General features: G+C 67.3%; 19 protein-coding genes. 12 read left to right on the top strand and 7 right to left on the bottom strand.

The window, feature by feature from the left end:
• The first annotated feature begins 31 nt into the window (after positions 1-31).
• Entirely contained in the window at positions 32-1,393 is a 1,362-nt protein-coding gene (locus A7D17_RS03970; RefSeq protein ID WP_064507907.1) for an MFS transporter, read from the top strand.
• Between the two features lie 106 nt (positions 1,394-1,499).
• Here the strand turns inward: A7D17_RS03970 and A7D17_RS03975 are convergent, their stop codons facing one another.
• The 5 genes from A7D17_RS03975 to A7D17_RS03995 form a co-directional block, all read right to left on the bottom strand.
• Positions 1,500-3,833 carry an FUSC family protein gene (locus A7D17_RS03975; protein ID WP_064507908.1) on the bottom strand — a complete coding sequence of 778 codons (2,334 nt, stop codon included), beginning with the start codon at positions 3,831-3,833 and terminating at the stop codon, positions 1,500-1,502.
• Entirely contained in the window at positions 3,830-5,290 is a 1,461-nt protein-coding gene (locus A7D17_RS03980; protein WP_064507909.1) for an efflux transporter outer membrane subunit, read from the bottom strand. The genes A7D17_RS03975 and A7D17_RS03980 overlap by 4 nt, the downstream gene beginning before the upstream one ends.
• The gene (locus tag A7D17_RS03985) at positions 5,287-6,210 is read right to left on the bottom strand and encodes an efflux RND transporter periplasmic adaptor subunit (RefSeq protein WP_064507910.1); all 924 of its coding nucleotides are present in this window, start codon (positions 6,208-6,210) and stop codon (positions 5,287-5,289) included. Before A7D17_RS03985 ends, A7D17_RS03980 begins: the two co-directional genes overlap by 4 nt.
• A complete protein-coding gene (locus tag A7D17_RS03990) occupies positions 6,207-6,416 on the bottom strand; it encodes a DUF1656 domain-containing protein (protein ID WP_064507931.1) in 210 nt (69 codons plus the stop codon). Before A7D17_RS03990 ends, A7D17_RS03985 begins: the two co-directional genes overlap by 4 nt.
• A gap of 183 nt (positions 6,417-6,599) precedes the next feature.
• Entirely contained in the window at positions 6,600-7,064 is a 465-nt protein-coding gene (locus A7D17_RS03995; RefSeq protein ID WP_064507911.1) for a MarR family winged helix-turn-helix transcriptional regulator, read from the bottom strand.
• Positions 7,065-7,194: 130 nt separating this feature from the next.
• On the opposite strand from A7D17_RS03995, the gene folE reads away from it, so the two are divergent.
• The 5 genes from folE (at position 7,195) to A7D17_RS04015 (ending at position 15,378) form a co-directional block, all read left to right on the top strand.
• On the top strand, positions 7,195-7,797 hold the full coding sequence (gene folE / locus A7D17_RS04000; RefSeq protein ID WP_064507912.1) for a GTP cyclohydrolase I FolE: 603 nt from the start codon (positions 7,195-7,197) through the stop codon (positions 7,795-7,797).
• A 19-nt stretch (positions 7,798-7,816) separates the two neighbouring features.
• Complete coding sequence (locus A7D17_RS04005) at positions 7,817-9,286, top strand: DUF3375 domain-containing protein (protein WP_064507913.1); 1,470 nt, start codon at positions 7,817-7,819, stop codon at positions 9,284-9,286.
• A complete protein-coding gene (locus A7D17_RS04010; protein WP_064507914.1) occupies positions 9,273-9,977 on the top strand; it encodes a DUF4194 domain-containing protein in 705 nt (234 codons plus the stop codon). The genes A7D17_RS04005 and A7D17_RS04010 overlap by 14 nt, the downstream gene beginning before the upstream one ends.
• 723 nt (positions 9,978-10,700) lie before the next feature.
• Positions 10,701-11,108, top strand: coding sequence for a hypothetical protein (locus A7D17_RS22485; protein WP_204377349.1), 408 nt, complete (start codon positions 10,701-10,703; stop codon positions 11,106-11,108).
• Positions 11,109-11,355: 247 nt separating this feature from the next.
• Complete coding sequence (locus A7D17_RS04015; protein WP_064507915.1) at positions 11,356-15,378, top strand: SbcC/MukB-like Walker B domain-containing protein; 4,023 nt, start codon at positions 11,356-11,358, stop codon at positions 15,376-15,378.
• 79 nt (positions 15,379-15,457) lie between these two features.
• On the opposite strand, the gene A7D17_RS04020 is transcribed toward A7D17_RS04015, so the two are convergent.
• Positions 15,458-16,237, bottom strand: coding sequence for a sulfite exporter TauE/SafE family protein (locus A7D17_RS04020; RefSeq protein ID WP_193395307.1), 780 nt, complete (start codon positions 16,235-16,237; stop codon positions 15,458-15,460).
• Between the two features lie 82 nt (positions 16,238-16,319).
• Between A7D17_RS04020 and A7D17_RS04025 the strand changes: the two genes are divergently transcribed.
• The 6 genes from A7D17_RS04025 (at position 16,320) to bphP (ending at position 24,801) form a co-directional block, all read left to right on the top strand.
• Entirely contained in the window at positions 16,320-16,709 is a 390-nt protein-coding gene (locus A7D17_RS04025) for a YchJ family protein (RefSeq protein WP_064507917.1), read from the top strand.
• A gap of 347 nt (positions 16,710-17,056) precedes the next feature.
• On the top strand, positions 17,057-17,263 hold the full coding sequence (locus A7D17_RS04030; RefSeq protein ID WP_064507918.1) for a hypothetical protein: 207 nt from the start codon (positions 17,057-17,059) through the stop codon (positions 17,261-17,263).
• Positions 17,264-17,924: 661 nt separating this feature from the next.
• Positions 17,925-20,087: a lytic murein transglycosylase gene (locus tag A7D17_RS04035; RefSeq protein WP_064507919.1), complete on the top strand. Its 2,163-nt coding sequence runs from the start codon at positions 17,925-17,927 to the stop codon at positions 20,085-20,087.
• An 854-nt stretch (positions 20,088-20,941) separates the two neighbouring features.
• A complete protein-coding gene (locus tag A7D17_RS04040; RefSeq protein ID WP_064507920.1) occupies positions 20,942-22,207 on the top strand; it encodes a TCR/Tet family MFS transporter in 1,266 nt (421 codons plus the stop codon).
• Positions 22,208-22,306: 99 nt separating this feature from the next.
• Positions 22,307-22,900 (top strand): biliverdin-producing heme oxygenase, encoded by a 594-nt coding sequence (locus tag A7D17_RS04045; RefSeq protein ID WP_064507921.1) that lies wholly within the window; start codon positions 22,307-22,309, stop codon positions 22,898-22,900.
• Positions 22,897-24,801, top strand: a complete 1,905-nt coding sequence (gene bphP / locus A7D17_RS04050; RefSeq protein ID WP_064507922.1) for a bacteriophytochrome BphP — start codon at positions 22,897-22,899, stop codon at positions 24,799-24,801. The genes A7D17_RS04045 and bphP overlap by 4 nt, the downstream gene beginning before the upstream one ends.
• A 318-nt stretch (positions 24,802-25,119) precedes the next feature.
• Here the strand turns inward: bphP and A7D17_RS04055 are convergent, their stop codons facing one another.
• A complete protein-coding gene (locus tag A7D17_RS04055) occupies positions 25,120-26,301 on the bottom strand; it encodes a benzoate/H(+) symporter BenE family transporter (protein ID WP_064507923.1) in 1,182 nt (393 codons plus the stop codon).
• Between the last annotated feature and the right edge of the window lie 570 nt (positions 26,302-26,871).

Below are 26,871 nucleotides of genomic sequence, written 5' to 3' on the forward strand. Positions count from 1 at the left end.
AGGGCTGCCCCACCGAAGAGGTTCTGACCGCATGAGCGCACCCCCATCGTCTCCGATTGCCGCCGGTTCTGGCGCAGCGCCCGGTAGCCTTCGCCGCTCGGTGTCCAATACGCTCAAGGGGTCGGCCGGTAATCTGGTCGAGTGGTACGACGTCTACGTTTATTCGGTATTCGCCACCTACTTCGAATCGCAGTTCTTTTCCAAGGAAGACAAGAACGCCACGATGTTCGTGTGGGCGATCTTCGCGATGACCTTCCTGATGCGCCCGATCGGCGCGTGGTACTTCGGTCGCTTCGCCGACCGCTATGGCCGCCGCCTGGCGTTGACCATCTCGGTGTCGATGATGGCGCTGTGCTCGTTCGTCATTGCCATCACGCCCACCGTGGCCACGATCGGTATCGCCGCGCCCATCATCCTGTTGCTGGCGCGGCTGCTGCAGGGCTTTGCCACCGGTGGGGAGTACGGCACCAGCGCAACCTATATGTCCGAAGCGGCGATTCCCGGACGGCGCGGGTTCCTGTCCTCGTTCCATTACGTCACCCTGGTGGGCGGCCATGTGCTGGCGCAGGCCACCTTGCTGGTAATGCTGCATTTCTTCGATGCCTCGCAGGTGTCGGCATGGGGTTGGCGCGTGGCGTTTGGCCTGGGTGGTATCGGCGCGCTGGTGGTGTTCTGGTTGCGCCAGACCATGGATGAGTCGCTGAGCTCCGAATCCATCGCCGATTCGCGCACCGGCAAGGCCAGGGCCTCGGGTTCGATGCGCGAGCTGTTCGTCCATCAGTGGCGCCCGCTGTTGCTGTGCTTTTTGATCACCGCCGGCGGCACCATCGCGTTCTACACCTACTCGGTGACCGGCCCGAAGATGATCCAGACCGCGTTCGCCGGTGGCGACGTGATGGCCGGCACCATCATCAACCTGGTCGCGCTGACGGTGCTGATGCTGATGCAGCCAGTGGGCGGGTGGTTGTCGGACATCGTGGGCCGCAAGACCTTGTTGGTGTTCTTCGGCATCGGCGGCGTGCTCTACACCTGGTTCCTGGTGACCCAGCTACCCAAGCAGACCGACTGGCTGACCGCCTTTGCGATCCTCACCGTGGGCTTTGTGATCCTGACCGGCTACACCTCGATCAACGCGGTGGTGAAGGCAGAACTGTTCCCCACCCATGTGCGCGCGCTGGGCGTGGGCCTGGGCTATGCACTGGCCAACTCCGCCTTCGGCGGTACTGCGCCGCTGCTGTACCAGGCCTCGTTGAAGACCGGACATGTGAGTGAGTTCGTGATCTACGCCACGGCGGTGATCGCGGTGTCGCTGGTGGTCTACATGTTCTTCCTGACCAACAAGGGCAGCAACTGGCTGGACGACGAAGCGGCGATGCATCAACGCAAGCGCTGATTCGCGTTGCCCTTCTCCCATCGGGAGAAGGTGCCCCGAAGGGGCGGATGAGGGTACGTGCGAAGCCACATGCGCTTGAACAACGCTAGGGCTTCGCACCGTACCCTCACCCCAACCCCTCTCCCGTGGGGAGAGGGGCTAAGGGCGAACGAGTACCGACGTACCCATGGGTTTGCGGCGCCGTCTGCGCAAACACGCTGTAACGCAGCCCAATCAACCCCAATAGCGCTTCATCGCGATGTGCGCCTGCCGGCACCTTGCCCACGCGCGCCAGCGAGGCATCCAGCCGCGCGCGCAATGCATCCGGCGCAGGCAGCGGGCGCTTGTGCGCGATCTGTTGCCGGTAGTGCGCAGCAACCTCGGCCAGAATCGCATCCACCGCATCACTACTTGGCTGTGGCAACCCGCGGCGCGCGCTGCGCAGCTGCAGGATGTTCAAGCCCACACGCACTTCGTTGAGCATATCCACCGAGGCCAGCTCGCTGCCTTCCGGCGCCAATGCCAGCCGTGGTGCGAGCAGGCCGAGCAGGTCCAGCATGCGCGCGGCAAAGTGCTGCCGGTCCTGCGTGCCGCGGCCGTCGGCGGCATCGGCCAGGGTGCGCCAGCCCTGGCGCACCAGCCGGCGCGCGCTCCATTCGGCACTCACCGAGCGGAACAGTCGCGTCAGCACCACGGCAAATCCAATGCCCAGCACCATCGCCACCGCTGCGTTGACGAAACTCTGGATGTTGGCGTTGTAGGTGTTCTGCAGGCTCAGCAACGCGGTGAGGTTCACCACCAGCGGCAGCGCGATCAGCATGGTCCTGGGGCGATGCAGCAGCGCACCCAGGGGCAGGAACACTGCCGCCAGGACCAGCACCAGCATCGGGAAATCGTGGATGGCCGGGAAGATGCCGAACAGGTAGATGCCGGCGACCAGGCTGGCGACCACCGCCCAGGTGAGGAATGACAGCATGCTGGGCGCCGGGTCGTCCTGGGCCGCGAAAAAGGCCGCCGTCACCGCCGCCATCATCGCGCCATTGCCGCCGCCTTCCCAACCGATACCGATCCACAGCACGCAGTAGGCCATCAGTGCAATGCCGGCGCTGAGTGCGGAGAACCCGGCCATGCCCAGGTCGAGATGGCGGGCATTGGAGGCGCCGGACGCACGCGTGCTCATTGCGCTGGCAGCGTTGCGTAACCAGGGCAGGCGTTGCCGCCCGGAGGCGTGAGTGCCATTGCCTGCACTGCGCCCCAGATGTGAAGCAGCGTGCGGCCCATTCGCTGGCGCTGCGGCGCTCGTCGGCGGGTCGATGGTCGGCGCTGCAGCGTCGGGCTGCACCGCATCGCTGTCTGCCTGTCGGCTGGCCGCGCGGGGTGCTGCGGCAGCAGGGCTGACGGGTGCGTCCGGTGGCAAGGTCGTCGCAGAGGCGGCAATGTCGGGCGCCGGGGCCGTGGTGTCGTGCAACAACTCGCGCTCCAGCGCGCGGCACTGTTGCCACAGCTCCAGCAGCTCCTGCAGGCGCAGCAACAGACTGTCACGTAGCAGGCGCTGCAAGTCGTTATCGACGGCCGGGCGCAGGGCGGCGATGCGCGCGTGCAGATCGGCGAGGGCGACGGCGCTGTCGGCGTCCTGGCCCTGTTCGATCCAGACGCCGATATCGTCCAGCAGCTGCAGCAGCGTAGGCGAACCGGTGCCGTGCGCGTCATGCACCGCCTGCAGCTGGTCGGTGATCGATGACAGCACCGGCAACAGCAGCAACATGCGTGCGCGCAGCTGCTCCATCGCCGGCACCGCACCGGCATGGCGCGGGTCGTCGTGACGGACGAAGGCGATCAAGGCATCGAACTGCACCAGGTCGGCTGCCAGCCGATTGCGCGGGGCGTGCGAGGCGCCGCGTTGCAGCACCTGCCGGCACCATTGCGCGGCATCCTGCATCCAACTGCCGATGCGTGCATGGAGCATCGGCCGCACCGAGGCCGGGAATACCAGCGAGGCGAACAAGACCGCCATCACCGTGCCCAGGATGATCTCTTCGCTGCGGGCCACCACGGTGTCGAAGATGCCTTCGGGCGAGGTCACCGCCGGAAAGCCGATGAAGGCGGCGGTGTAGCCGGCCAGCAGGAACGCATAGCCGCGCGGGCCGCGGTTGAGCAGCGCCAGGAACAGGCAGACCGATAGCCATAGCGCCATCGCCGCGCTCAGCAGCAGCGGGGTTTCGACCAGATTCGGCAGCATCACCAAGGTGGCCGCGCCGGCCAGCAAGGTGCCGAGCACGCGGTACACGCCCTTGGCGCGGGTCGGGCCAAGCAATGGTTGCGAGACGATGTAGACCGTGGCCATGGCCCAGTACGGTCGCGACAGATTGCCGGCCAGCGCCACGTACAGCGCCGCGATCGAGGCGGCGAAGGTCTTGACCGAGAACAGCCAGGCCTGGCGATCGCGCAGCAATGCGTTCATCGCGCGGCAGTGGCAGCGGTGGCGTCGCTGCGGGCGTCGGTGTCCCAGCCGCCGCCCAACGCCAGAAACAGCTGGATCTGATCCTGCGACACCTGCGCCTGCGCATTGGCCAGGGTCATGTCGGCGGTGGCCAGGGTGCGTTCGGCATCCAGGCTGGACAGATACGGCGTGCGCCCGCCCTGATACAGCCGGCGGTTTTGCGACGAGGCCAGTTCGGCCTGCTGCTGCGCCTGTTCGAGCAGGTGCAGGCGGTCCAGATCCTGCGCGTAGCGCGACAATGCGGTCTGCACTTCGCGCAAGGCCTGCAGCACGGTGTTGTCGAACTGCGCCAGCGCCGCGTCGGCACCGGCTTCGGTGGCGCGCACGCGGGCATGCGCAGCGGCCGAGGGCAGCGTCCAGGAGATCAGCGGGCCGAACGACCACGCATGCGTGGCCGGCTCGCCGACGTCGGCCAGCAAACCGGTGGCGCCGATCGAACCGCCCAGGCGGATGTCCGGATACAGCTCGGCGGTGGCCACGCCGATGCGCGCGGTGGCCGCGGCCAGCCGGCGTTCGGCCTGGCGCACATCCGGCCGGCGCGCCAGCAATGCGCGTCCGTCGCCAACGGGAATCGCCTGCTGCAACGCAGGCGGGTGATCGCAGCGGTCCACGCCGGCCGGCACCTCCCCGGGCGTCTTGCCGAGCAGCGCTGCCAATTGGTAACCGGCGGCCTGGCGGCGCGCGCGTAGCGGCGGTAGCGCCGCTTCCAGCATCGCCACCTGCGCGGTGGCGCGTGCAAGATCGGGCGGGGTACCGCGTCCGGCGGCGATCAAACGCTGGGTGATCTCGCGGCTGCGCTGCTGCAATTGCAGCGAATGCTCGGCCACGTGCAGCTCATGGTTGGCGTGGCAGATCTCCACATAACTGCCGGCGACCTGCGCGGCCACGTTGACCCGGGCCAGATCGATGGCGGCCTGTGCGACCTGCGTATCGGCGTGCGCGGCTTCGGCGCCGCGTTGCAGCTTGCCGAACAGGTCGAACTGGTACGACACACCGAGCTTACCGTCGGCCAGGTTGAACACCGGCAGCTTTTCCTCCTGCAGGAACGCTTCGGCCGAGACCTGCGCGCGGCTGACGCCGGCTTCCACCTCGTAATCGAAGCCGCCGGCATCCATGGCCTGTTCGTACACCGCTGCGGCGCGGCGCAGGTTGGCGCTGGCCACCTTCAGCTCGACGTTGTCGCGCAACGCCTGTTCGACCAGGCGGTCGAGCATCGGGTCGCGATACAGCGCCCACCAGCGTGCCGGCAGCGGCGCGCCGGGCTGCACCTGGTCGTTGCCGGTGTCGATGAACGCGGCATTGGCGGCCGGGCGCCGGTAGGCGGATTGATCGGGCAGTGCGTAATCGGGGCCGACCGTGCTGCAGGCGGCCAGCACGGTGACGGCAGCGCTCAGGCCGAGCAGGCGCAAGCGGTTCATGGCGCGGCCCTTGCCTGCACGTGCGCAGGAGAGGCAGCGGACGGCGTCTGCGTGGCATCGGGCAGGATCGCCACCGTGGCGGTACGCCCGGCAATCAGCTGCACGTGCGTGGGCACCTCATCGAGCGCAATGCGCACCGGGATGCGCTGCGCCAGCCGCACCCAGTCGAATGCGGGCGTGACGTTGGGCAAGGCGCCTGCATTGCCGCTGCGGTAACGGTCTTCGATACCGGCAGCGATGCTTTGCACATGCCCGTGCAAGGTCACCGGCTCGCCCATCAGGTGCACGTCCACGCGCTGGCCGGCATGCACGCCGTGCAGGCGGGTTTCTTCGAAATAGCCATCGACACGGAACGAGCCGGTATCCAGCACTGCCACCACCGGGCGCCCCGCGCTGACGTAGTCGCCCACGCGTACGGTGCGGTCGCTGACATGGCCATCGGCCGGGCTGCGCACTTGCGTGCGGTCTAGATTGAGCTGGGCCAGATCCACCGCCGACTGCGCGGTGGCCACGGCGGCCTGCGCCTTTTGTACATTCGAGCGGCGTACCTCGGCATCTTCGGCGGCCACCAGGTCCTGCAGGCTGCGATCACGCGCAATCTCGCGGCGCAGCTGGCTCAGCGTGGCCTGGCGCTCTGCCAGCGCCGCCTGCGCCTGTTCCAGCGCAATCGCATAGCGCGCGCGGTCCACCACAAACAGCAGCTGCCCACGCCGAACTTGCTGGTTGTCGGCCACTGCCACCGATTCCACCAGCCCGGACACGTCCGGCGCCACCTGCACCACATCGGCGCCCACGTGCGCATCGCGCGTCCACGGCGCCTCCATGTAGTACTGCCAGAGGTGCTGCAGCACCAGCGCGGCCACCGCCACCATTGCCAGGGTCAGCAGCGCCGGCCCCGCGGTCTTGATCAGCTTTTTCACGATTGCATCCAACGGGTAAGGAAAAACAGGCCGCCCAGCAGCGCGACGTACAGCGCCAGGTTGAACAGCGCCGGGTGCCAGACATGGCGATACGCACCGGCGCGGGTCAGCAGCGCAGCGAGCGCGCTGTTGAGCAGATAGGCCAGCGTCATCAACGCCAGCAGGGTGGGAACGAACACACCGTAGAGACTGAACTCGCCGTACATCGGGATTTCCTGCTTATAAAAGACACCACCACCCGGCAGCACCTGTGCGTGGCCATTGGCACGCGCGCCGCGCATGCCGAGCCACAGAACTGCTGCGTAGCCGCCGGGCCGGCGCGCAGGGGGCAGATGCGGCGGGTGCTCCGTGCCGTCCATGCCTGCCGGACAGCCGCGCCCGCCGCTCCGTCAGCCGCTCGGCTCGGACTGGCCAAGCCGCGCATGTGCCTGCGCGATCTGCTCCCACAGCGTCAGCACCACTTGCACCTGCGCCTCGCTGAGCGTGCCGAAGACCTCGGTCCGCAACGCATCCAGCCGAGCCTCGATCCGCACCACCAGCGCCTGCCCCTCGTCGGTGAGCCATAACTGGTTGGCGCGGCGGTCACTGCTGTCGGCCTCGCGCCGCACCAGCCCCTGCGCGGCCAGCTTGTCCAGCAGCCGCACCAGCGATGGGCCTTCCATGCCCAGCTGTTGGGCCAGTGCCACCTGGCGGATGCCGCCGCCGGAGCGGCCGACCATCAGCAAGGGCCCGGTGCAGGCGCTGGACAGGCCGAACGCTTCGAAGGCCTGGTCGGCCAGCCGCTGCCATTGCCGGGCGGCCACCAGCAGGCCGGAGCTGAGCTGGGCGCGGGGAGAAAGAAGTGTGCTCGTCATAATAGTTAGGATGCTATCAATTCAACAATGAATCAATAGTCACTGAACCCGCGGCAGCAGCCGCAACCGCCACTGGGGCCGCCGGCCCGTCCTCGGGTACCATGCTCGCCCCCTTTGGGTGCACCTGCGCATGAGCCAGTCCGACCAGCCCGATTCCACCGTCACCCAGGCCCAGGCCGAAGACGCCGTGCGCACCCTGCTGCGCTGGGCCGGCGAAGACCCGGCCCGCGAGGGCCTGCTGGATACCCCGCGCCGGGTCGCCGAAGCCTACGGCGACTGGTTCAGCGGCTACCGCGAGGAACCGCGCGAATACCTGGAGCGCACCTTCGAGGAAGTGGCCGGCTACGACGAACTGATCGTGCTGCGCGACATCTCCTACGAAAGCCATTGCGAGCACCACATGGCGCCGATCATCGGCAAGGTGCACGTGGGCTACCTGCCACGCGGCAAGGTGGTGGGCATCAGCAAGCTGGCCCGGGTGGTGGAAAGCTACGCGCGCCGCTTCCAGGTGCAGGAAAAGATGACCGCCCAGATCGCCCAGTGCATCCAGGACGTGCTGCAGCCGCGCGGTGTGGGCGTGGTCGTGGAAGGCGCGCACGAGTGCATGACCACCCGCGGCATCCACAAGCGCGGCGTCAGCATGGTGACCTCCAAGATGCTGGGCAGCTTCCGCGAAGACGCGCGCACCCGCGCCGAATTCCTGCAATTCATCGAAGTGGGCGGCAAGCGTTGAGGCAGCCCCTGCAGTCGCCATGAAGCATCAGGCACGGATTGCCGGCTACCGCCAGTTGCGCGAGCAGCCGGCCTGGAAACTGCTGGCCGCCGATCATGCCCCGGAGCTGATCGGCCTGCTGCAGACGGTGTTGATGGATGACGAACGCCGGTTGCCGTCGGCGGTGCTGCACGCGCGCCTGCAGCGCCAGCTGGACGCGCTGCGCGGCGATGAACTTTCGCGCGAACTGCCGCGCACCGCGCAGGCCTATCTGGCGCACTGGCTGGCGCAGGGCTGGCTGGAACGCCGCCTGCCCGAAGGTGCGGCCGAAGAGGAATACGAACTTTCGCGCGCGGCCACCCAGGCGATCCGCTTCATCGCCGGACTGCGCGAGAGCGGTAGCAGCGCCACCGAAAGCCGGCTGTCGCTGGTGATCCAGCAGCTGGTGCAGCTGGCCGGCCAGACCGAAGCCGACCCGGAGGTGCGGCTGGCCGCCTTGCGCGACGAACGTGCCCGCATCGATGCCGAAATCGAACGGGTGGCCTCTGGCCGCGTTGGTGCGCTGGATGGCAAGCGGGCGCTGGAACGTGCACGCGACCTGATTCATCTCTCCGACGAGCTGGCGGAGGACTTCCATCGCGTACGCGACGACTTCGAGCAGCTCAATCGTCAGTTCCGCGAGCGCATCATCGATGACGAAGGCGCGCGCGGCGATGTGCTGGAGCAGCTGTTCAACGGCGTGGACGTGATCGCCGACAGCGAGGCCGGGCGCACCTTCGAAGCGTTCTGGAGCCTGCTCAACGACACCCAGCAAAGCAGCCAGCTGGACCAGGCGCTGGACGCCCTGCTCGCACGTGGGTTCGCGCGCAAGCTCGATCGTCGCGAACGCGCCTTTCTGCGCGGGCTCACCGGCACGCTGCTGGAGCGCGGTGGCGAAGTGCACACGGTGATGCAGCACTTCGCACGCAGCCTGCGCGGGTTCGTGCAGAGCCGCGGCTATCTGGAACAGCGCAGGCTCAACCAGTTGCTCAAGCAGGCCCAGGGCGAAGCCCTGCAGCTGCGCGACAGCCTGCACGCCACCGCCGCCACCGGCTACACCCAGGCGCTGAGCAGCAGCCGGCTGCGCTCGCTGTCGCAATGGCGGTTGCACGACCCGCGGCTGACCCAGGTCGATGGCCGCGTGTACGCCGCCGATGCGGCGGATATCTCGCTGGACAGCGTGGGCGATCTGGTCGCGCAGTCGGAAATCGATGTGCGCACCCTGCGCAACGATCTATACGTGCTGCTTGGGCAACAGCCGCGGCTCACCATCGGCGACGCGCTGCAGCAACGCCCGGCCGCGCAGGGGCTGGGCAGCGTGATCGGCTATCTGTCGCTGGGCACGCGCCACGGCATGGTGATCGACGGCCAGATGGAGACGGTGCAATGGGAAGGCGGCGACGGCGCGGTGCGCCGTGCGCGCATTCCCTTGGTGTGGTTTACCCGGGAGAAACGCAATGAACTGGTCTGAGCAGGCGCGGTCCGACACGCACGAGGACGACGGGGACGCCGCCGACAGAGCCACGCCGCTGCGCGCCAGCGATGCCGCCGGCGATGCACCGGGCGGTGCGCTGTTCCTGGGCGACACCGGCACGCTGCCGTTCGAGGCGCGCCGCGCGCTGTGCCAGTTGCTGGCCGGGCCCAGCATCGATGCGCAGCGGCATGGCGCGTTGTGGCCAGCGCTGCTGCGCAACGAAGCGGCCATCCGCCAGATGTTGTGCGAGCTGTTCCTGGAACTGGTGCTGGACCGCGAGGGCGGGGTGGCGTTCACCCGCCAGGCCGACACCGCCGAGCTGGAATCGCCCACCCTGCTGCGCAGCGCGCCGCTGACCTTCATCGAGTCGGTGCTGCTGCTGTTTCTGCGCCAGCAGCTGGCCGAGGCCGATACGCGCGGCGAGCGCGCGGTGGTGGACGAGGCGCAGTTGGTCGAGGCGTTGTCGGTGTACGAAAAGAACCTCTCCACCGACAAGGCCGGGTTCACGCGGCGGGTGATGACGGCCATTGGCAAGATGCGCGACAACCAGTTGCTGTCGCGGCTGCGCGGTAGCGAGGAGCGGTATGAGGTGTCGCCAGTGTTAAAGCTGTTGTTCTCGGCAGAGGATGTGCAGGCGTTGGTGGTGGCGTATCGGGAGTTGCGTGAGGGGGAGGTTGCGTTGGAGTGATGCCGTTTGCGCCTGGGACCCCATCTTCCTTCTCCCTCCGGGAGAAGGTGCCCGAAGGGCGGATGAGGGTGCGGTGTCAGGTGGCGTGTGGTGCTGTGCGGATTGTTTCTGCACCTGTGACGGCATCTTCCTTCTCCCATCGGGAGAAGGTGCTCGAAGGGCGGATGAGGGTGCGGTGTCAGGTGGTGTGTGGTGCTGTGCGGATTGTTTCTGCACCTGTGACGGCATCTTCCTTCTCCCATCGGGAGAAGGTGCCCGAAGGGCGGATGAGGGTGCGGTGTCAGGTGGTGTGTGGTGCTGTGCGGATTGTTTCTGCACCTGTGACGGCATCTGCCTTCTCCCATCGGGAGAAGGTGCTCGAAGGGCGGATGAGGGTGCGATGTCAGGTGGCGTGTGGTGCTGTGCGGATTGTTTCTGCACCTGTGACGGCATCTTCCTTCTCCCATTGGGAGAAGGTGCCCGAAGGGCGGATGAGGGCGCGGTGTCAGGTGGCGTGTGGTGCTGTGCGGATTGACTGATGTTTTGCTGTGAGCGGGTAGGGCAAGAGCTTTCACGCCCTTGCGGGCGCGAGTCACTTTTTCTTTGCTTGTGCAAAGAAAAAGTAACCAAAAAGAAAGCACACCCCGTCCTCGCGCCCTCCGCGCCAAGGCGCTGCGGGTGCGCAAGTCCGGCAGAAATTTTTGTAAGGGACATCCCTGTCCCTTACAAAAACGTCGCGCATCCATGCGCGCCGCCCTGCGGGTTGTATCTGCCGGCCTTGCCGCTGCGGTATGGGGCCCCGAAATGCAAACTGCGCAAGCAACAGCAACAGCAACAGCAACAGCAACAGCAACAACAAGTGGGGCCTGTACCAGCAACACAATGCTGAAAGCAGCAAAGCAGCAAAGCAGCAAAGCAGCAAAGCAGCAAGGCAGCAAGGCAGCAAGGCAGCAAGGCAGCAAGGCAGCAAGGCAGCAAGGCAGCAAGGCAGCAAGGCAGCAAGGCAGCAAGGCAGCAAAGCAGCAAAGCAGCAAAGCAGCAAAGCAGCAAAGCAGCAAAGCAGCAAAGCAGCAAAGCAGCAAAGCAGTCACGAAAAAACGAAGAAACGAAGAAGGAGCGATGTGCGCGCGATCGGCCGATGTTGAAAGGTGAGCGGTGAGTGGTGCAGGTGTTCGACAATCCGCAGCGGTTGTCGCGTTCGTCCGGCCTGCACACCAATTGGTTCAAGCACCACGCTGTTGTAGGAGCGACCTTGGTCGCAAAGCCGTCCCCTTGCCCCATTCGTATTCCTGCCTAACTCCTACCCACCCGCATCCCGCACCGCCGCCCCACAAAAATGCGTCACCGTTCGTAATGGTCTGTCCTGGCGTCCCTGTCGTTCTGTTTTGGTGAGTGAGCAATGAATTCCCAGTCCAACCTGTCGCCGGCATCGCCGGGTGCTTCCTTGTTTGCCGAGACGCTGGCCGAGCAGCGTGCGCAGCAGTTCCGTATGCGGCGCTTGCAGGTGCACAACTGGGGCACGTTCAACGGCTTGACCGAGGTGCCGATCGCCGAGAAGGGCTTTCTGTTCGTCGGGCGGTCGGGCTCGGGCAAGTCCACCTTGCTGGACGCGATGTCGGCACTGCTGACGCCGCCGAGCATCGTCGACTTCAACGCGGCTGCGCGCGAGGCCGAGCGCAGTGGGCGCGACCGCAGCCTGGTGTCGTATGTGCGCGGGGCCTGGGCCGATCAGCAGGACAGCGCCTCCGGCGAGATCGCCACGCAGTACCTGCGCAAGGGCGCCACCTGGACGGCGTTGGTGCTGGAATACCGCAACGCGCAGGGCGAGGCGGTGAGCCTGATTCGCCTGTTCTGGATCGCCGGCAGCGGCAACGCCGCGGCCGATGTGCGCCGCCACTACATGGTGGCGCCGCGCAGCTTCGATGTGGCCAGCGAGCTGGATGGCTTCGATCTGGACCTGCGCAAGCTCAAGGCGCGGCTGGGCGATGAGGTGGCGCATTTCGACGGGTTCGCCGGCTATGCCGAACGTTTCCGGCATGCGCTGGGCATCGGCAACGAGATGGCGCTGCGACTGCTGCACAAGACCCAGTCGGCCAAGAATCTGGGCGATCTCAACGCGTTCCTGCGCGGCTTCATGCTGGACGAGCCGCGCACCTTCGAAGCCGCCGATCGGCTGGTGGAGGATTTTGCCGAACTCGATGGCGCGCACCACGCAGTGGTTACCGCGCGCCGCCAGGTGGAAACGCTGACCCCCGCGCGCGAGCACCATGCGGCGCTGATGACGTTGCGCCACAGCGTCAGCGAGTTGCGCGAGCTGCAGTTGGGCGTGGACAGCTACCGCGAGCAGCAACGGCTGGCCTTGCTGGACGAGCGCTTGCAGGAACTGGACAACCAGGACCGCGGGCTGGCCGGTGAGGAAGGCCAGCGCCGCGAATCGCTGGACAACCACGAACAAAAGCTGGCCGGGCTGGAACGCGAGCAGCGCGCCGCTGGCGGCGAGCAGATCGAAGAACTGGAACGCGAGCGTGCGCGCGTCGAGCGCGAGCGCGACGAACGCCTGCGCCGCCGTGCGCAAATCGAACAGGCCTGCCGCCAGCTCGGTACCGCCCTGGCGGCCGGGGCCAGCGGCTTTGCCGCGCAGATCGCGCATGCGCAAACCGTGCTGGATAACGGCAAGCACGACGCCAGCGCGCTGGACGACGCGATTGCCGAGCGCATGGGCGCGCGGCGCGACGACGAACGCCGCTTTGCCGAGATCCGCGCCGAACTGGATGCGCTGAAGCGCGCGCCATCGAGCATGCCAGCGCCAATGCAGGCCCTGCGCGCGCGGCTGTGCGAAGACATCGGCATTGCCGAGGCCGCGCTGCCGTTCGTTGGCGAACTGGTGCAGGTACGCGATGACCAGATGGCCTGGCGCGGTGCGATCGAGCGGGTGCTGCACGGCTTTGCACAATCGCTGTTGGTAGACGAGCGGCACTACGCGCAGGTCAGCGAATGGGTCAATCGCACCCACATCGGCACGCGTTTGGTGTACTTCCGTGTGCGCCGCAACGACGAGCTGCACTCGCGGCGGGTCGATCCCGACGCGCTGCCGGGCAAGCTGCAGCTGCGCGAACACGCCTTCACCGACTGGCTGCGCAACGAGCTCACCCGCCGCTTCGATTACGCCTGCGTGGACAACGCCACCGCGCTGCGCAACGCCGATCGCGCCATCACCCGCGAGGGTCAGGTCAAGCACCCCGGCGATCGCTATGAGAAGGATGACCGCCACGCGGTCAATGATCGCAAGCGGTGGCTGCTCGGCCACGACAACCGCGACAAGCTCAAGGTGTTCGAGCGCGAAGCGCAGGCGCTGGCGCAGCGCATTGCCAGCTGCGATGCCGATGTCGCAGCGCTGCGCAAGCAGCGCGAACAGGACCAGGAACGCCAGCTCGCCGCGCACACGCTGGTCGAGCGCGACTGGGACGAAATCGACGTCGGCCCCAAGCTGCAGCGCCTGAGCGATATCGACGAGCAGCTGGTGCAGCTACGCGAAGGCAACAGTGGTTTGCGCGCACTCGGCCAGGCCATCGATACCGCACGCACCTTGCGCGACCAGGCCAAGCGCACCTATGACGATGTGCGGCTGGAGCGCGCGCAACTGGCGCGCGAGCGTGTGCGGCTCGAGCAGCAGCATGCGGCATGCGCGGGCCGCGCCGGTACCGCCACGCTCACACCCACCCAGTTGCAGGGGTTGCGGGAACGTCTTGCCGCATTGACCCCGCTGTCGCTGGACAATCTGGAAGCGCATTTCCGCCTGGTCGAGCGGGGCCTGGCCGAGCAGCTGGCCGAAAGCCAGGGCCGCGACAGCCGGCTCAGCGCGCAACTGCTGGAATGCTTCCGCAAGTATTGCCAGCAGTGGCCCGAAGACAGCGGCGACTTCACCGTCAGCCTGTCCAGTGCCGACGATTTCCTCGCGCGTCTGGACCGGCTGGAAAGCGATGGCCTGCCGCGGCACGAACATCGTTTCTTCGACCTGTTGCAGACCCAGAGCAAGAACAACCTGCTGGCCTTGCAGCGCCACACCGCCGAGGCCCACAAGGGCATCAAGCAGCGCATGGACGAGGTCAACGCCAGCCTGGAGCAGGTGCCGTTCAACCGCGACACCATCCTGACCATCGAGGTCAGCGATCGCCGCCTGACCGAAGTGCAGGAATTCCAGCAGCAGTTGCGCGCGGTGCTGTCGCATCAACAGACCGAAGATCGCGCCCTGGCCGAGGCGCAGTTTTCCACCTTGCGCGCGTTGGTGGCGCGGCTGGGCGCACAGGAGCCGGAGGCGCGACGCTGGCGCGAACAGGTGCTGGACGTGCGCCTGCATGTGGAATTCATCGGCGTGGAACTGGACGCGCAAACGCGCGCGCAGGTGGAGATCTACCGCAGCGGCGCCGGCAAGTCCGGCGGGCAGCGGCAGAAACTGGCCACCACCTGTTTGGCGGCGGCACTGCGTTATCAGCTCGGTGGCGAAGACGGCGAACTGCCGCGCTATTGCGCGGTGGTGCTGGACGAGGCCTTCGACAAGGCCGATAACGAGTTCACCGCATTGGCGATGAACATCTTCGAGAATTTCGGCTTCCAGATGGTGGTGGCCACGCCGCTGAAGTCGGTGATGACGCTGGAGCCCTTCATCGGTGGCGCGTGTTTCGTGGAGATCAGCGGCCGCCATAACTCCGGCGTGCTATTGATCGAATATGACGAGCAGGCGCAGCGGTTGAAGTTGCCGGAGCGCTCGCGAGGCGATGAGCCAGCGGTTGCCGATGCCATGGACGCTGCGCCAGCGATCGCGGCTGCGAGCGAGGCCGCAGTAGTGCAGGGCGCTGCAAACGCAGATGGCATGGCAACCGATGGCGTTCCAGCGCACCCGACAGTGCCAGCGGCAGACGAGACGTCGCCCACAACAGGGAACACGCGCAGCAACAAGCGCAAACAGCCACCGGCGACGGCAAACAAGCAGACCAAGAAAGCCAGGACCGCATCGCCTAAGCGCGCTGCACAGGCTCAAGCAAAAAAGACGGGCACATCGCCATCGCGCACATCGTCCGTGACCAGCGAGCCGGCATCTGACAAACAGGCAGGCGCGCACGTACAGGCGGTGTCGTTGTCGGCAACTGCGTCCGCGCCCAATCCGGTCAAGCCCGCACGGTCTTCAAAAGCGGGCAGGCCGATCGCGGTGCCACGCACATCCAACGTCACATCGAAGAAGGCCGCCACTGCATCTGCGGCAGCGAAAGCCGCCACCGCCAAGCCGCGTGCAACAGCGGTGTCGACGGGGCGGCCAGTCCGTGGTGGCGGCAATACACCCTCGGCACGTGCGGCGACGAAACCGCTGCCAGCCAAAAAGCGCGGCGCCAAGGCAGGCACCGCGCAGACGCGCGGCAAGCGCTGACACCGTGCACGGTTGACGCTACCTGCCCGGGTGGCGTCACCGGCTTCGATCCCCTCGCCCTGGCAGCGGGTTTCCGCGACTAGTGCAGCAGATCCCAGCCCATCTTGCCGATCAGCACGATCACCAGCACCAGGAACAGTTTGCGGATCAATGGCGTGCCACCGCGTAACGCCATCCGCGTGCCGGCCACCGCGCCGGCCACGTTCGCTGCCGCCATCGGGATGCCGATCGCCAACATCACTTGTCCGCTGGGCAGAAAGAACGACAACGCGGCAAGGTTGGTGGCCAGGTTGACCACCTTGGCTGCCGCCGAGGCGCGCAGGAAATCCAGCCCAAAAAAGCGGATGAACAGGAAGATCAGAAAGCTGCCCGTGCCCGGGCCGAAGAACCCGTCGTAGAAGCCGATCGCCGCACCCATCGCCAATGCGGTGGCCAGTTCGCGACGGCCGATCTGGCGTGGCCGGTGCAGCGCGCCGAAATCCTTCTTGATCAACGTGTAGATCAGCATCGCGACCAGCAGCACCAGGATCAGCGGCCGCACCGCTTGCTTGGGCATCAGGCTGACCGCGGTCGCGCCCAGAAACGAAAACGTGAATGCTGCCGCCGTTGCATACAGCACCGGCCGCCACGGGAAGCGTACCGTGCGCGCATACCGCCATGCCGACGCTCCGGTGCCGAACATTGCGCTGAACTTGTTGGTACCCAGGATCAATGATGGCGCCTGCTGCGGCAGTGTTGCGAACAGGCCCGGCAACTGGATCAATCCACCGCCGCCGACCGCCGCATCCACCAGCCCGGCGACAAACGCAATGCACGCCAGCCACGGCAATTCGGTGGGAATCAATTCCAGCAAGGCCACGCTCCGCACGACGAGGGCGACAGCATAGCCGCCGCATCCCCCCTGCTCCCCAATCCCCAGTCCCATCCCGCACAATCTCCGCATGCCGACCTCCACACCTACCGACCCCTGCCCCTGTGGCCGCCCCGCCGATTACGCACGGTGTTGCAGGCCATACCACGCCGGTGCCGCTGCGCCCGACGCCGAAACCCTGATGCGCGCGCGCTACAGCGCCTATGTGCGTCGCGATCCCGCGTACCTGCTGTCCAGCTGGCACCCGTCCACCCGCCCGGCCGACCTGGCCCTGGACGACGGTGGCCGCACCACCTGGCTCGGCCTCACCATCCAGCGTGCCCTCACCACCGGCGAGGACACCGCCGAAGTGGTGTTCCTGGCGCGCTACCGCATCGGCGGCGGCAGCGCGGTCCGCATGACCGAGCACAGCCGTTTTGTGCGCGAAGACGGCCACTGGTACTACCTCGACGCCCGCTAGCCTGCCGCTCCCACCATTGAGCGCAGTGCGGATCGGCAATCGCACAGATCCATGCGCGTGCCGGTCTCCTCGCGGAAGAACCTGCCCACCGCGCGGATGAGGCAGAAGCAGCCCGGTCTTCCAAACGCCGCACACCTACAACCGACCGGCCCCAGAACGCACCCACCCCCTTCGCTGTCAGCGCTGCCGCTGCGGCTGGCACTGATTCGGCCATCCTCGCACTGCTGCAGTTCCGCCATTCATCCGACCAACGGCAGGCGGCGTCGGCGTTTGTCGACATGGCGTTCGCAGCCGATCCGGGAAGCTTGCCGCGCCGGCGGAGCTCGCCGCGGGGTGGGATAGCGATCATGGCAACCTTCAATTTCTGGCAATGGGCGCTTGTGGCCGTGGTGGTCTTCGCGGTCGTGCTGCCGGCAGTGCTGGCAACCGCCATGGTTCGCTTCGGGCCGCGCCACGATGCGCCGCCACGCGCACGCTCCCGCCGCAACGCCGAAGGCAGCCCGTCCACCCCCACGCTGTCGTTGTTGACCGGCATCACCGGCGACGGCAATTGAGCCGGCGGTAGCGCGCCCTGCATGAGAACGCGCGAATATCGTCGCCCCTGACCTCGCGCACCCCAGTAGTCGGCGCGACCAAGACGACACGACCACGAAAAGAGATGCGGCCCAGCGCAGATGGCGCAGGGCAGTCGATGTCCGAATGCCGGTCTCCGTGCGCTATGCCGCGCTGCTATTCGGGGAGGGGAGTGGTGGGGCAACAGCCGGCTCATGCCTCTGGAGGGGCGGTGGCTGCTGTAGGTGGATCAGTCCCACGGTGAAGGGACGCGCTGTCCGCAGGGAAAAGCAGACCAGTCCCTTCGCGAGTGGATGAAAGGTACCAGCCCCTAGTTCGCACCGTTAGCGCCGCCCCTGGCCCTGTCAGGAATGGCCACCTCCACCAGCGTGAGGTCGAGGCGCATGCCACCCCAACGGTGGCCTGCACTCAGCACCGCTACGCTTGTATCGCCGGCCGCCACATCACCCCCAACAAATCACCACCCAACGGCCCGGTCAAATAGGCGCGCATCGGCAGGCAGGCCAAAATGTACCCGCCCATCCGGGCAGCGCATCACCCACCTGCACCCCGGACCCAGTCAGGTTGGCTATCCTCGGCGGATCGATTTGCCGCAGGAGCGCTCCATCGCATGACCGCCGTCCACATGCCGGCCACCGCGCCATGACGCCGTTCCGGCGCGCCTTGCCAGTCCTGCTTGGATTGGTGCCGCTGGCTGCCTGCGCCGATCCGGCGTTCGACCGCTGTCTGGCCGGCCTGCAGACCCAGGCTGCTGCCAAGGGCGTGGATGCCACCAGTTTCCAGCGTTTCACCGCTGGCCTGGCGCCCGATCCCAGCGTGCTGCCGCTGCTGGACGCGCAACCGGAGTTCACCACCCCCATCTGGGACTACCTCGCCAGCCTGGTCGACAGCCAGCGCGTCAGCGACGGCCAGGCCATGCTGGTCACCCACCGCGAGTTGTTGACCCGGTTATCCGAGCAGACCGGCGTGGACCCGGCCACCATCGTGGCGGTCTGGGGCGTGGAGAGCGACTACGGCCGGGTCACCGGCAAGCGCCCGCTGCTGGTGTCGCTGGCCACCCTGTCGTGCGCAGGCCGCCGCCAGCCGTTCTTCCGCGGTGAATTGCTTGCCTTGCTCGGCCTGCTGCAGCAGGGCGACCTGTCGCCGGAGGGCTTGACCGGCTCCTGGGCCGGCGCCTTTGGGCAGACCCAGTTCATGCCCTCGACCTACGCGCGGATCGCGGTCGATGGGGATGGCGATGGCCACCGCGACCTGGTGGCCAGCATTCCCGACGCGCTGGCCTCCACCGCCAACTACCTGGTCAAGGCCGGCTGGGAGCGCGCCCGCCCGTGGGGTATGGGAGTGCGCCTGCCGCCGGGCTTCGATGCCAGCAAGGCCGGCCGCACCCGCCGCCAACCGTTGCAGGCCTGGCAGGCCGCCGGCCTGCTCGGGACCGACGGCAAGCCGCTCGCCCCGACCGGGTTGCCCGCCGAGACGCCTGCCGCGCTGCTGTTGCCGGCCGGCGCCACTGGCCCGGCGTTCCTGGTGTTCCGCAACTACGACGCGATCTACGCCTACAACGCCGCCGAAAGCTACGCGCTGTCGATCGCGCTGCTGGCCGACCGCCTGCGCGGTGGCCCCGGCCTGGCGGCGGCCTGGCCGACCGACGACCCCGGTCTGGGCCGCCCGGAACGCCGCGACCTGCAACAGTTGCTGCTCGCCCGCGGCCACCAGATCGGCGAGGCCGACGGCATGGTCGGCAGCGCCACCCGCCGCGCCATCCAGGTCGAGCAGACCCGGCTGGGCCTGCAGCCGGCCGATGGCCGCCCGGGCCAGCGCATCCTCACCGCCCTGCGTGCCGCGCCGCCGCTCACCGGCATGGCCACCGTGCGCGGCACCGCCTTCAAGCTGCCGGCCGCCTATCCCGCATTCGCCCAATCTCCCATCGTCCACAAGGCATCCCCCATGTCCGACACCACCGGCCTGACCACAGGCGACTTCCACGGTTTTCCGTCGCTGCTGATCGACACCCCGTTCTCCACCGCGGCCATCAGCCTGTTCGGCGGCCAGTTGCTGTCGTTCGTGCCCAAGGGCGGGCAGGACGTGATGTGGCTGTCGCCGCTTGCCAAGCAGCCGCCCACGCCGATCCGCGGCGGCGCGCCGGTGTGCTGGCCGTATTTCGGCCGCCAGGACCAGACCGGCGAGGTGCCCGCGCACGGCTTCGTACGCACCGTGCCGTGGCAGCTCACCGAGAGCCACCGCGAAGCCGACGGCACCGTGGTGCTCACCTTGACCCCGCCGGCCTTCGACGACCTGGCGTTGCGCCTGCGCATGACCCTGCGGATCGGCCGCACCCTCGAACAGCGCCTGATCACCCAGAACACCAGCACCGCCCCGGTGCGCTTCACCCAGGCACTGCACAATTATTTCCGTGTCGGCGATGCCCTGAAGGTCAGCGTGCAGGGTCTGGACGGCCTGGACTACCTGGACAAGTACGAGAACTACGCCACCGCCCACCGCCAGCAAGGCGACTGGAGCCTGCGCGACCCGCGCGATCCCGGCCGCAGCGACCGCATCTACGTCAACTCCGGCGGCCGCTACACGCTCACCGACCCGGTGCTCGGCCGCCGCATCGTCATCGCCACCGAAGGCAGCCGCTCGCTGGTGGCCTGGAACCCGGGCGAAGACGCCGGCAAGAAGATGGCCGACGTGGGCGAGGGCTGGCGCGACTACGTCTGCCTGGAAGCGGCCAACGCCGGCCCGGACGTCATTGAACTGGCCCCCGGCGCCAGCCATGCCCTGGGCCAGACCATCAGCGTCGAATAACCCATCGGTCGTTGCCACCGCTGGGGCCCAGGCCACCCCAGCGGGCGCGCAGAGCGTCTACCGACGGCGGCTGGTCAATGGATGCTTGCGCGTTGGTGTCGCATCCAGTCGATCCGGGGCGGAGCGTTGCGACCGAGCGCGTTCTGTCTGATCGCTACGCAGTGTCTTCAACCCGCTCGAGGGATGTCGCCGGCGAAAGCCAGCAGACGTCAGGCGGGCAAAAGAGCTAGATCAGCAGCGCAGCCTCACTACTGGGGAAGCAGCCCAGCGTCACCACACGCTGCCGCCGTACCCTTCTCCCGCCGGGAGAAGGAATCTTTGTCTCGGGTCAGCAGGCGAGGGGCACCAGAAACACTCGCACGACCCACTCCCTTCTCCCACCGGGAGAAGATGCCCGAAGGGCGGATGAGGGTACGCTGTCTGCAACGGCTCCAGCCGAGCGCACGAGTTCCTCGATCCTGTCTCGGGGGCAGCAGGCGAGGGGCACCAGAAACACTCGCACGACCCACTCCCTTCTCCCACCGGGAGAAGGTACCCGAAGGGCGGAGGAGGGTACGGTGTCAGCAATGGCTCCAGCCGAGCGCACCCGTACCCTTCAACGCTGCTCTAAACCGCTCAGCGGACATCGCGCTTCAGGCATCACCTCGCTCAGGCCCGATGCGCACGAGCCGCGGCAAACCCAAAGCGATCTCCAACAGAGCGGTCGCACGGGTCTGCTGCGGTCGAGCGCAGTCCAGCCGAGTCCACCGATCACAACGCTCCTGCGCCTCGCTGCGCACGCCTCGTCTCGCATCCAGGTCCGATCCGAGCCAATCGGCAGCTACACTTCCCGCCTCGCTACCCTGGGCCGCGCGATGTCTCCCTCCGCCGATTCCGCGCCCGCCCCGGGCCGCCGCCGCGCCGCACTGATCTTCATCTTCATCACCGTGCTGATCGACGTGCTGTCCTTCGGCGTGATCATCCCGGTGCTGCCGGATCTGGTGCGCCATTTCACCGGTGGCGACTACGTGGTGGCCGCCGGCTGGATCGGCTGGTTCGGCTTCCTGTTCGCGGCCATCCAGTTCGTCTGCTCGCCGCTGCAAGGCGCCCTGTCTGATCGCTTCGGCCGTCGCCCGGTCATCCTGCTCTCGTGCCTGGGGCTGGGGCTGGACTTCATCCTGATGGCCATCGCCCACAGCCTGCCGATGCTGCTGCTGGCGCGGGTGATCTCCGGCATCTGCTCGGCCAGTTTTTCCACCGCCAACGCCTACATCGCCGACGTCACCCCGGCCGACAAGCGCGCCGGGGCGTTCGGCATGCTTGGGGCTGCCTTCGGTATTGGTTTTGTCGCCGGCCCGCTGATCGGTGGCTGGCTGGGCAGCATCGGCCTGCGCTGGCCGTTCTGGTTTGCCGCAGGATTGGCCTTGTTGAACGTGCTGTACGGCTGGTTCGTGCTGCCCGAATCGCTGCCTGCCGAACGCCGCACGGCGCGCCTGGAGTGGTCGCATGCCAATCCGCTTGGCGCGCTCAAGCTGCTGCGCCGCTATCCGCAAGTGTTCGGCCTGGCCGCGGTGGTGTTCCTGGCCAACCTGGCGCACTACGTCTACCCCAGCATCTTCGTGCTGTTCGCCGGCTATCAATACCACTGGGGCCCGCGCGAAGTGAGCTGGGTGCTGGCCGGGGTGGGGGTCTGCAGCATCATCGTCAATGCCTTGCTGGTCGGCCGGCTGGTGCGCTGGCTGGGCGAGCGCCGCGCCCTGCTGCTGGGATTGGGCTGCGGGGTGGTCGGGTTTGTCATCTACGGCTTCGCCGACAGCGGCCGCATGTTCCTGATCGGGGTGCCGATCAGCGCGCTTTGGGCCATCGCCGCGCCGGCGGCGATGGCCTTGATCACCCGCGATGTCGGCGCCGATGCGCAGGGCCGCGTGCAGGGCGCGCTGACCAGCCTGGTCAGCCTGGCCGGCATCGCCGGTCCGCTGCTGTTCGCCAACGTGTTCGCCTGGTTCATCGGTCGTGGCGCACCACTGCATCTGCCCGGTGCGCCGTGGCTGCTGGCCGGCGTGCTGCTCGCAGCCGGCTGGTTGATGGCGTGGGCGAGGGCGGGGCGCAGCCGTGGTGTGGTCAATGCCACCGGCAGCTGATGCCAACGCATTCATCCGGCGCTCGCGTCCGCTTTTTCTGATTCGTGCCAGCACTGCTAGGCTGGTGTCTTCCGTGCCCCGGCACCGCCTCGACTTCCTATGCGTTCCGACACCCTGGCCGTTCCCACGTCGGCCGCACGCGCGCTGCGCCATGCCACCCAGGACACGCATCGCCTGGTCGAAGCAGTCCCGCTGATGCAGGCGCTTGGGCAAGGGCAGGTCGATCGCACGCGCTATGCGCTGATCCTGCGCCGGCACCATGCCTTGCTGGCCGGTTTCGAAGAATGCTTCGGCGACTGGCTGGACACCCTGGTCGGCAACGGCTGGCACTACCGTCGCCGGTTGCCCGCCTTGCGCGCGGATCTGCGCACGCTCGGTCAACTGCCGGATACACCGCTTGCCCCACCGGCCGGCACCGACGCCGCCGCGCGCTGGGGCATGTTGTACGTGATCGAAGGCGCGCAGCTGGGCGGGCGGGTGATTGCCCGCAGCCTGCGCCGCCAGCAACCTGCATTGGCCGACGCGCTGCAGTATTTCGAGCTGGCCGATGAAGACCCCGCCGGCTGGCGCCGTTTCCAGGCCGTGCTCGATCACTGCCTGGACACCCCGCGCACGCGCGCTGCCGCCATCGCTGGCGCGCAGGCCATGTTCGCCCACTTCCATAGCTGTCTTGCAGCGGAGCCGCACGCGTGACCCAGACCACCGAACCCCTGGATATGGATGTCTGCGCGCGCGAGCCGATCCACATCCCTGGCCTGATCCAACCCTATGGCGTCCTGCTGGTGATCGAACCGGCCGATGGCCGCATCGTGCAGGCCAGCAGCACGGCCGCAGATCTGCTCGGCGTGCCGCAGGAGTCGTTGCTGGGGATGTCCTACACCCAGGTGCTGGAGATCCCCGAGACGCAGCCCTTCGCGGTGGACGAGCAGGCGCAGCACCTGCTGCATGCCGAGGCACGCTTCCCCGCGCGTGCCACGCCGCCCGATCACGCCTGGGTGGCCGCCTGGCATCTGTATCCGGAGCAATGGCTGGTCGAAATCGAGCCGCGCGACGCGCGCCTGATGGATGTCACCCTGCGCGAAGCCTTGCCACTGTTGCGCAGCATCGAGCGCGACCCGGGCATCGACGAGGCCGCCGTGCGCGCGGCCAAGGGCCTGCGCAGCATGATTGGCTTCGACCGGGTGATGGTGTACCGCTTCGACGAAGAGTGGAACGGCGACGTCATCGCCGAAGCCCGCCAGCCCGAGCTGGAGGCCTACCTGGGCCTGCATTACCCGGCCAGTGACATTCCCGCGCAGGCGCGCGCGCTGTACCTGCGCAACCGCGTGCGCCAGATCGCCGATGTGCGGTACCAGCCCTCGCCGATCCAGCCCACCTTGCATCCGCGCCTGGGCACTCCGGTGGATCTGAGCGATGTCAGCCTGCGCAGCGTCTCGCCGGTGCATCTGGAATACCTGGCCAACATGGGCGTCAGCGCCACGCTGGTGTCCTCGATCGTCGTCAACGATGCGCTCTGGGGGCTGATTTCCTGTCACCACTACAGCCCGCACTTCACCAGCCATGCCATGCGCGATGCCACCGATGCGGTGACCCGCGCGCTGGCCGGGCGCATCGGCGCGCTGCAGGCGGTGGGGCGGGCGCGGCTGGAGTCGGTGCTGCTCACCATCCGCGAAAAGCTGATCACCGATTTCAACGACGCCGAGCACCTGACCGTGGACATGCTCGCCGACATGGCCCCGGACCTGATGGACGTGGTGGACGCCGACGGCGTGGCGATCTTCCACGGCAACGAGATCAGCCGTCACGGCAGCGCGCCGGATGTGGATGCGCTACGCCGCATCCGCGACCACATCGAATCGGCACATCACGACGCGCTGCGCGAGGACGCGGTGGGCGCGCTGCATGTGGATGCGATCGGCGAGGTCTTTCCGGAACTGGCCGACCTGGCCCCATTGGCGGCCGGTTTCATCTTCGTCCCGTTGATGCCGCAATCGCGCAGCGCCCTGCTATGGACCCGCCGTGAGCAGGTGCAGCAGATCAAGTGGGCTGGCAACCCGCAGCTGGCCAAGCTGCAGGACATCCCCAACTCGCGGCTGTCGCCACGCAAGAGCTTCGACCTGTGGCAGCAGACGGTGCGCGGGCGGGCCCGGCCGTGGGCGCCGCTGCATCTGGAATCGGCGCGCAGCCTGCGGGTGCTGATCGAACTGATGGAGCGCAAGCGGTTCCAGCAGGACTTCACCCTGCTCGAAGCCTCGCTGTCGCGTCTGCGCGACGGCGTGGCCATCATCGAGCGCGGCGCCCAGGCTGGCGTGCACCGGCTGATGTTCGTCAACCCGGCGTTTGCCGACCTGAGCCAGGCCGAGGTCGCCGAGTTGATCGGCTGCGACATCCTCGCGCTGCTGGCCGACGATGCCGCCAAGGCCAAGGTCGAACTGCTCGAAGAGGCGCTGCGGCTGGGGCGCGCGGCCTATGTCACCTTGCCGCTGCGCACCCATGACGGCGCGCCGGTGTATCGCCAGTTCCATCTCGAACCCTTGCCCAGCCCCAGCGGGGTCACCGCGCACTGGCTGCTGCAGTTGCGCGACCCGGAATAAGCGCCGCCGCTGCACGCAGCACAAGGACGCAGCACCGCAGCCGCCACTGCGGTGCCGTTGTGGCCGTGATGCATCGCATCGAAGGGCAGGGTGGCAGGTGGCGAGCAAGGCCCGCACGCGACGCAGTGGCTCTGACCGTGCCATATGCCTGGCGGGCTCCTGCCTCAGGCAGCGCACTGCTGGTACACGGCCCGATCTGCTCATCCCATCGGCAAAGCACCGCATGGCGCTCGATGGGGCGACCGCGCAGCCCCGAAGCCCCGAAGCCCGTCCGCGGCAGTCCGCCGCCACATCACACTGCGGCAGTGAGCAGGTGAGCTAAGGCAATGTCCTGGGTCGCAAGGTCAACAAGGTGAGCGTGCCGGCCACCAGGCCCCAGAAGGCCGCGCCGACCCCGCCCAGCGTCAGCCCGGAGGCGGTGACCAGAAAGGTGATCAAGGCCGCCTCGCGTTCGCCGTCTTCGCGCAGGGCCGCCGCCAGGCTGTTTCCGATCGTGCCCAGCAGTGCGATTCCGGCAAGGGCCATCACCAACTCGCGCGGAAACGCCGCCAGCACCGCCGCCACGGTCGCCCCGAACAGGCCGATCACCCCATAGAACACGCCCGCGCTCACGGCCGCGGCATAGCGCCGCGCAGGGTCTTCATGCGCCTCGCGGCCCATGCAGATCGCCGCGGTGATCGCGGCCAGGTTCAAGGCATAGCCCCCGAACGGCGCCAGCAGCGTATTGACCACGCCAATCCAGCCAATCGTCGGTGAAATCGGCACTGTGTAGCCGCAGGCACGGATCACCGCCACGCCAGGGACGTTCTGCGAGGCCATGGTGACCACGAACAATGGAAGCGCCAGCCCGAACACCGCCGCCCACGATAGCGATGGCATCACCCACACAGGGCGGGCCAGTTCCAGCTGCACCGTCTCCCAGTGCATCAATCCGCGGCTGGCTGCGATCGCAACGCCTACCAGCAAGGTCGCAATCACTGCGTACCGCGCAAACCAGCGCCGTCCCGCCAGGTAGGCCGCCAGCATCGCCAATGCCAGCACCACCTGGCTTTGCATGGCCACGAACAGGTCCAGTCCGAAACGCAGCAACACACCCGCCAGCATGCCCGACGCCAGCGAGACCGGCATCCTGCGGATCGCCCGTTCGAACACCCCGGTGAATCCGGCGACCATGCCCAACACCGCCGCCACCACGAACGCACCAATCGCCTCGCGCAGCGGAACCCCAGCCGCGCTTCCGATCAACATCGCCGCCCCTGGCGTCGACCACGCGGTGACCACCGGTACCCGATAGCGCAGCGACAAGCCGATGCAGGTCACGCCCATCCCGATGCCAAGTGCCCACATCCACGAGGCGATCTGCGCCTGGTCGGCGCCCAGATGCCGCGCCGCCTCGAATACGATCACCGCCGAACTGGCGAATCCGACCAGGACAGTGACAAAGCCGGCGGCAATCGCAGGCAGGGACAGGTCGCGGAACAGGCTGCGGGCTGGCGGCATTGAATCACTCCCTTTCAGCTGGTCATTGTCTCCGAGCCACCGCCCCAGTGGTATCGCAGGCCGTGTGGATGCCGCCGTCTATCTAGAGCCGCCGTCTATCTAGAGCGTTGCAGCCGCAATGCCATCGCTTGCCTTTGGCTGCCGTAGCAGCACATGCAGGTCGCCGCATGCATGCAGCACCTCACCGCTGGGGCCAAGCCATCTAGAGAGATGCTTCGTGTGCAATGAATCCGATGGGCTCCATGGGCAGATTCGTCGCGATGCCGCCGCGTCGAAGCCTGAGCCGGGCGCATTCTTGCCCGTTAAAACAGGCCGATGTCATCACAGTGTCAAAAAGTGCTTGCACTTCTGCACAGGCTCGATAAACTGCGCGGCCTCGCTCAGGACGGCGGCGCTTCTCCAAGCACCGCAGTAACGAACGAGGGGTTTCGAAAACATCACAAGGTGTTGACGAAACGCAAAAGCCGGCTATGATGGGCGGCTCGCTACACGGAAAGACGCTACGGCGGATTGAGGTGCAGCGGCGGCAACTTCCTCTTCACGAGGGGTTGACGAGGATGAAAAGCCTGC

Origin of the sequence: Xanthomonas floridensis (assembly GCF_001642575.1) — a bacterium.
Classification (GTDB): Bacteria; Pseudomonadota; Gammaproteobacteria; order Xanthomonadales; family Xanthomonadaceae; genus Xanthomonas; species Xanthomonas floridensis.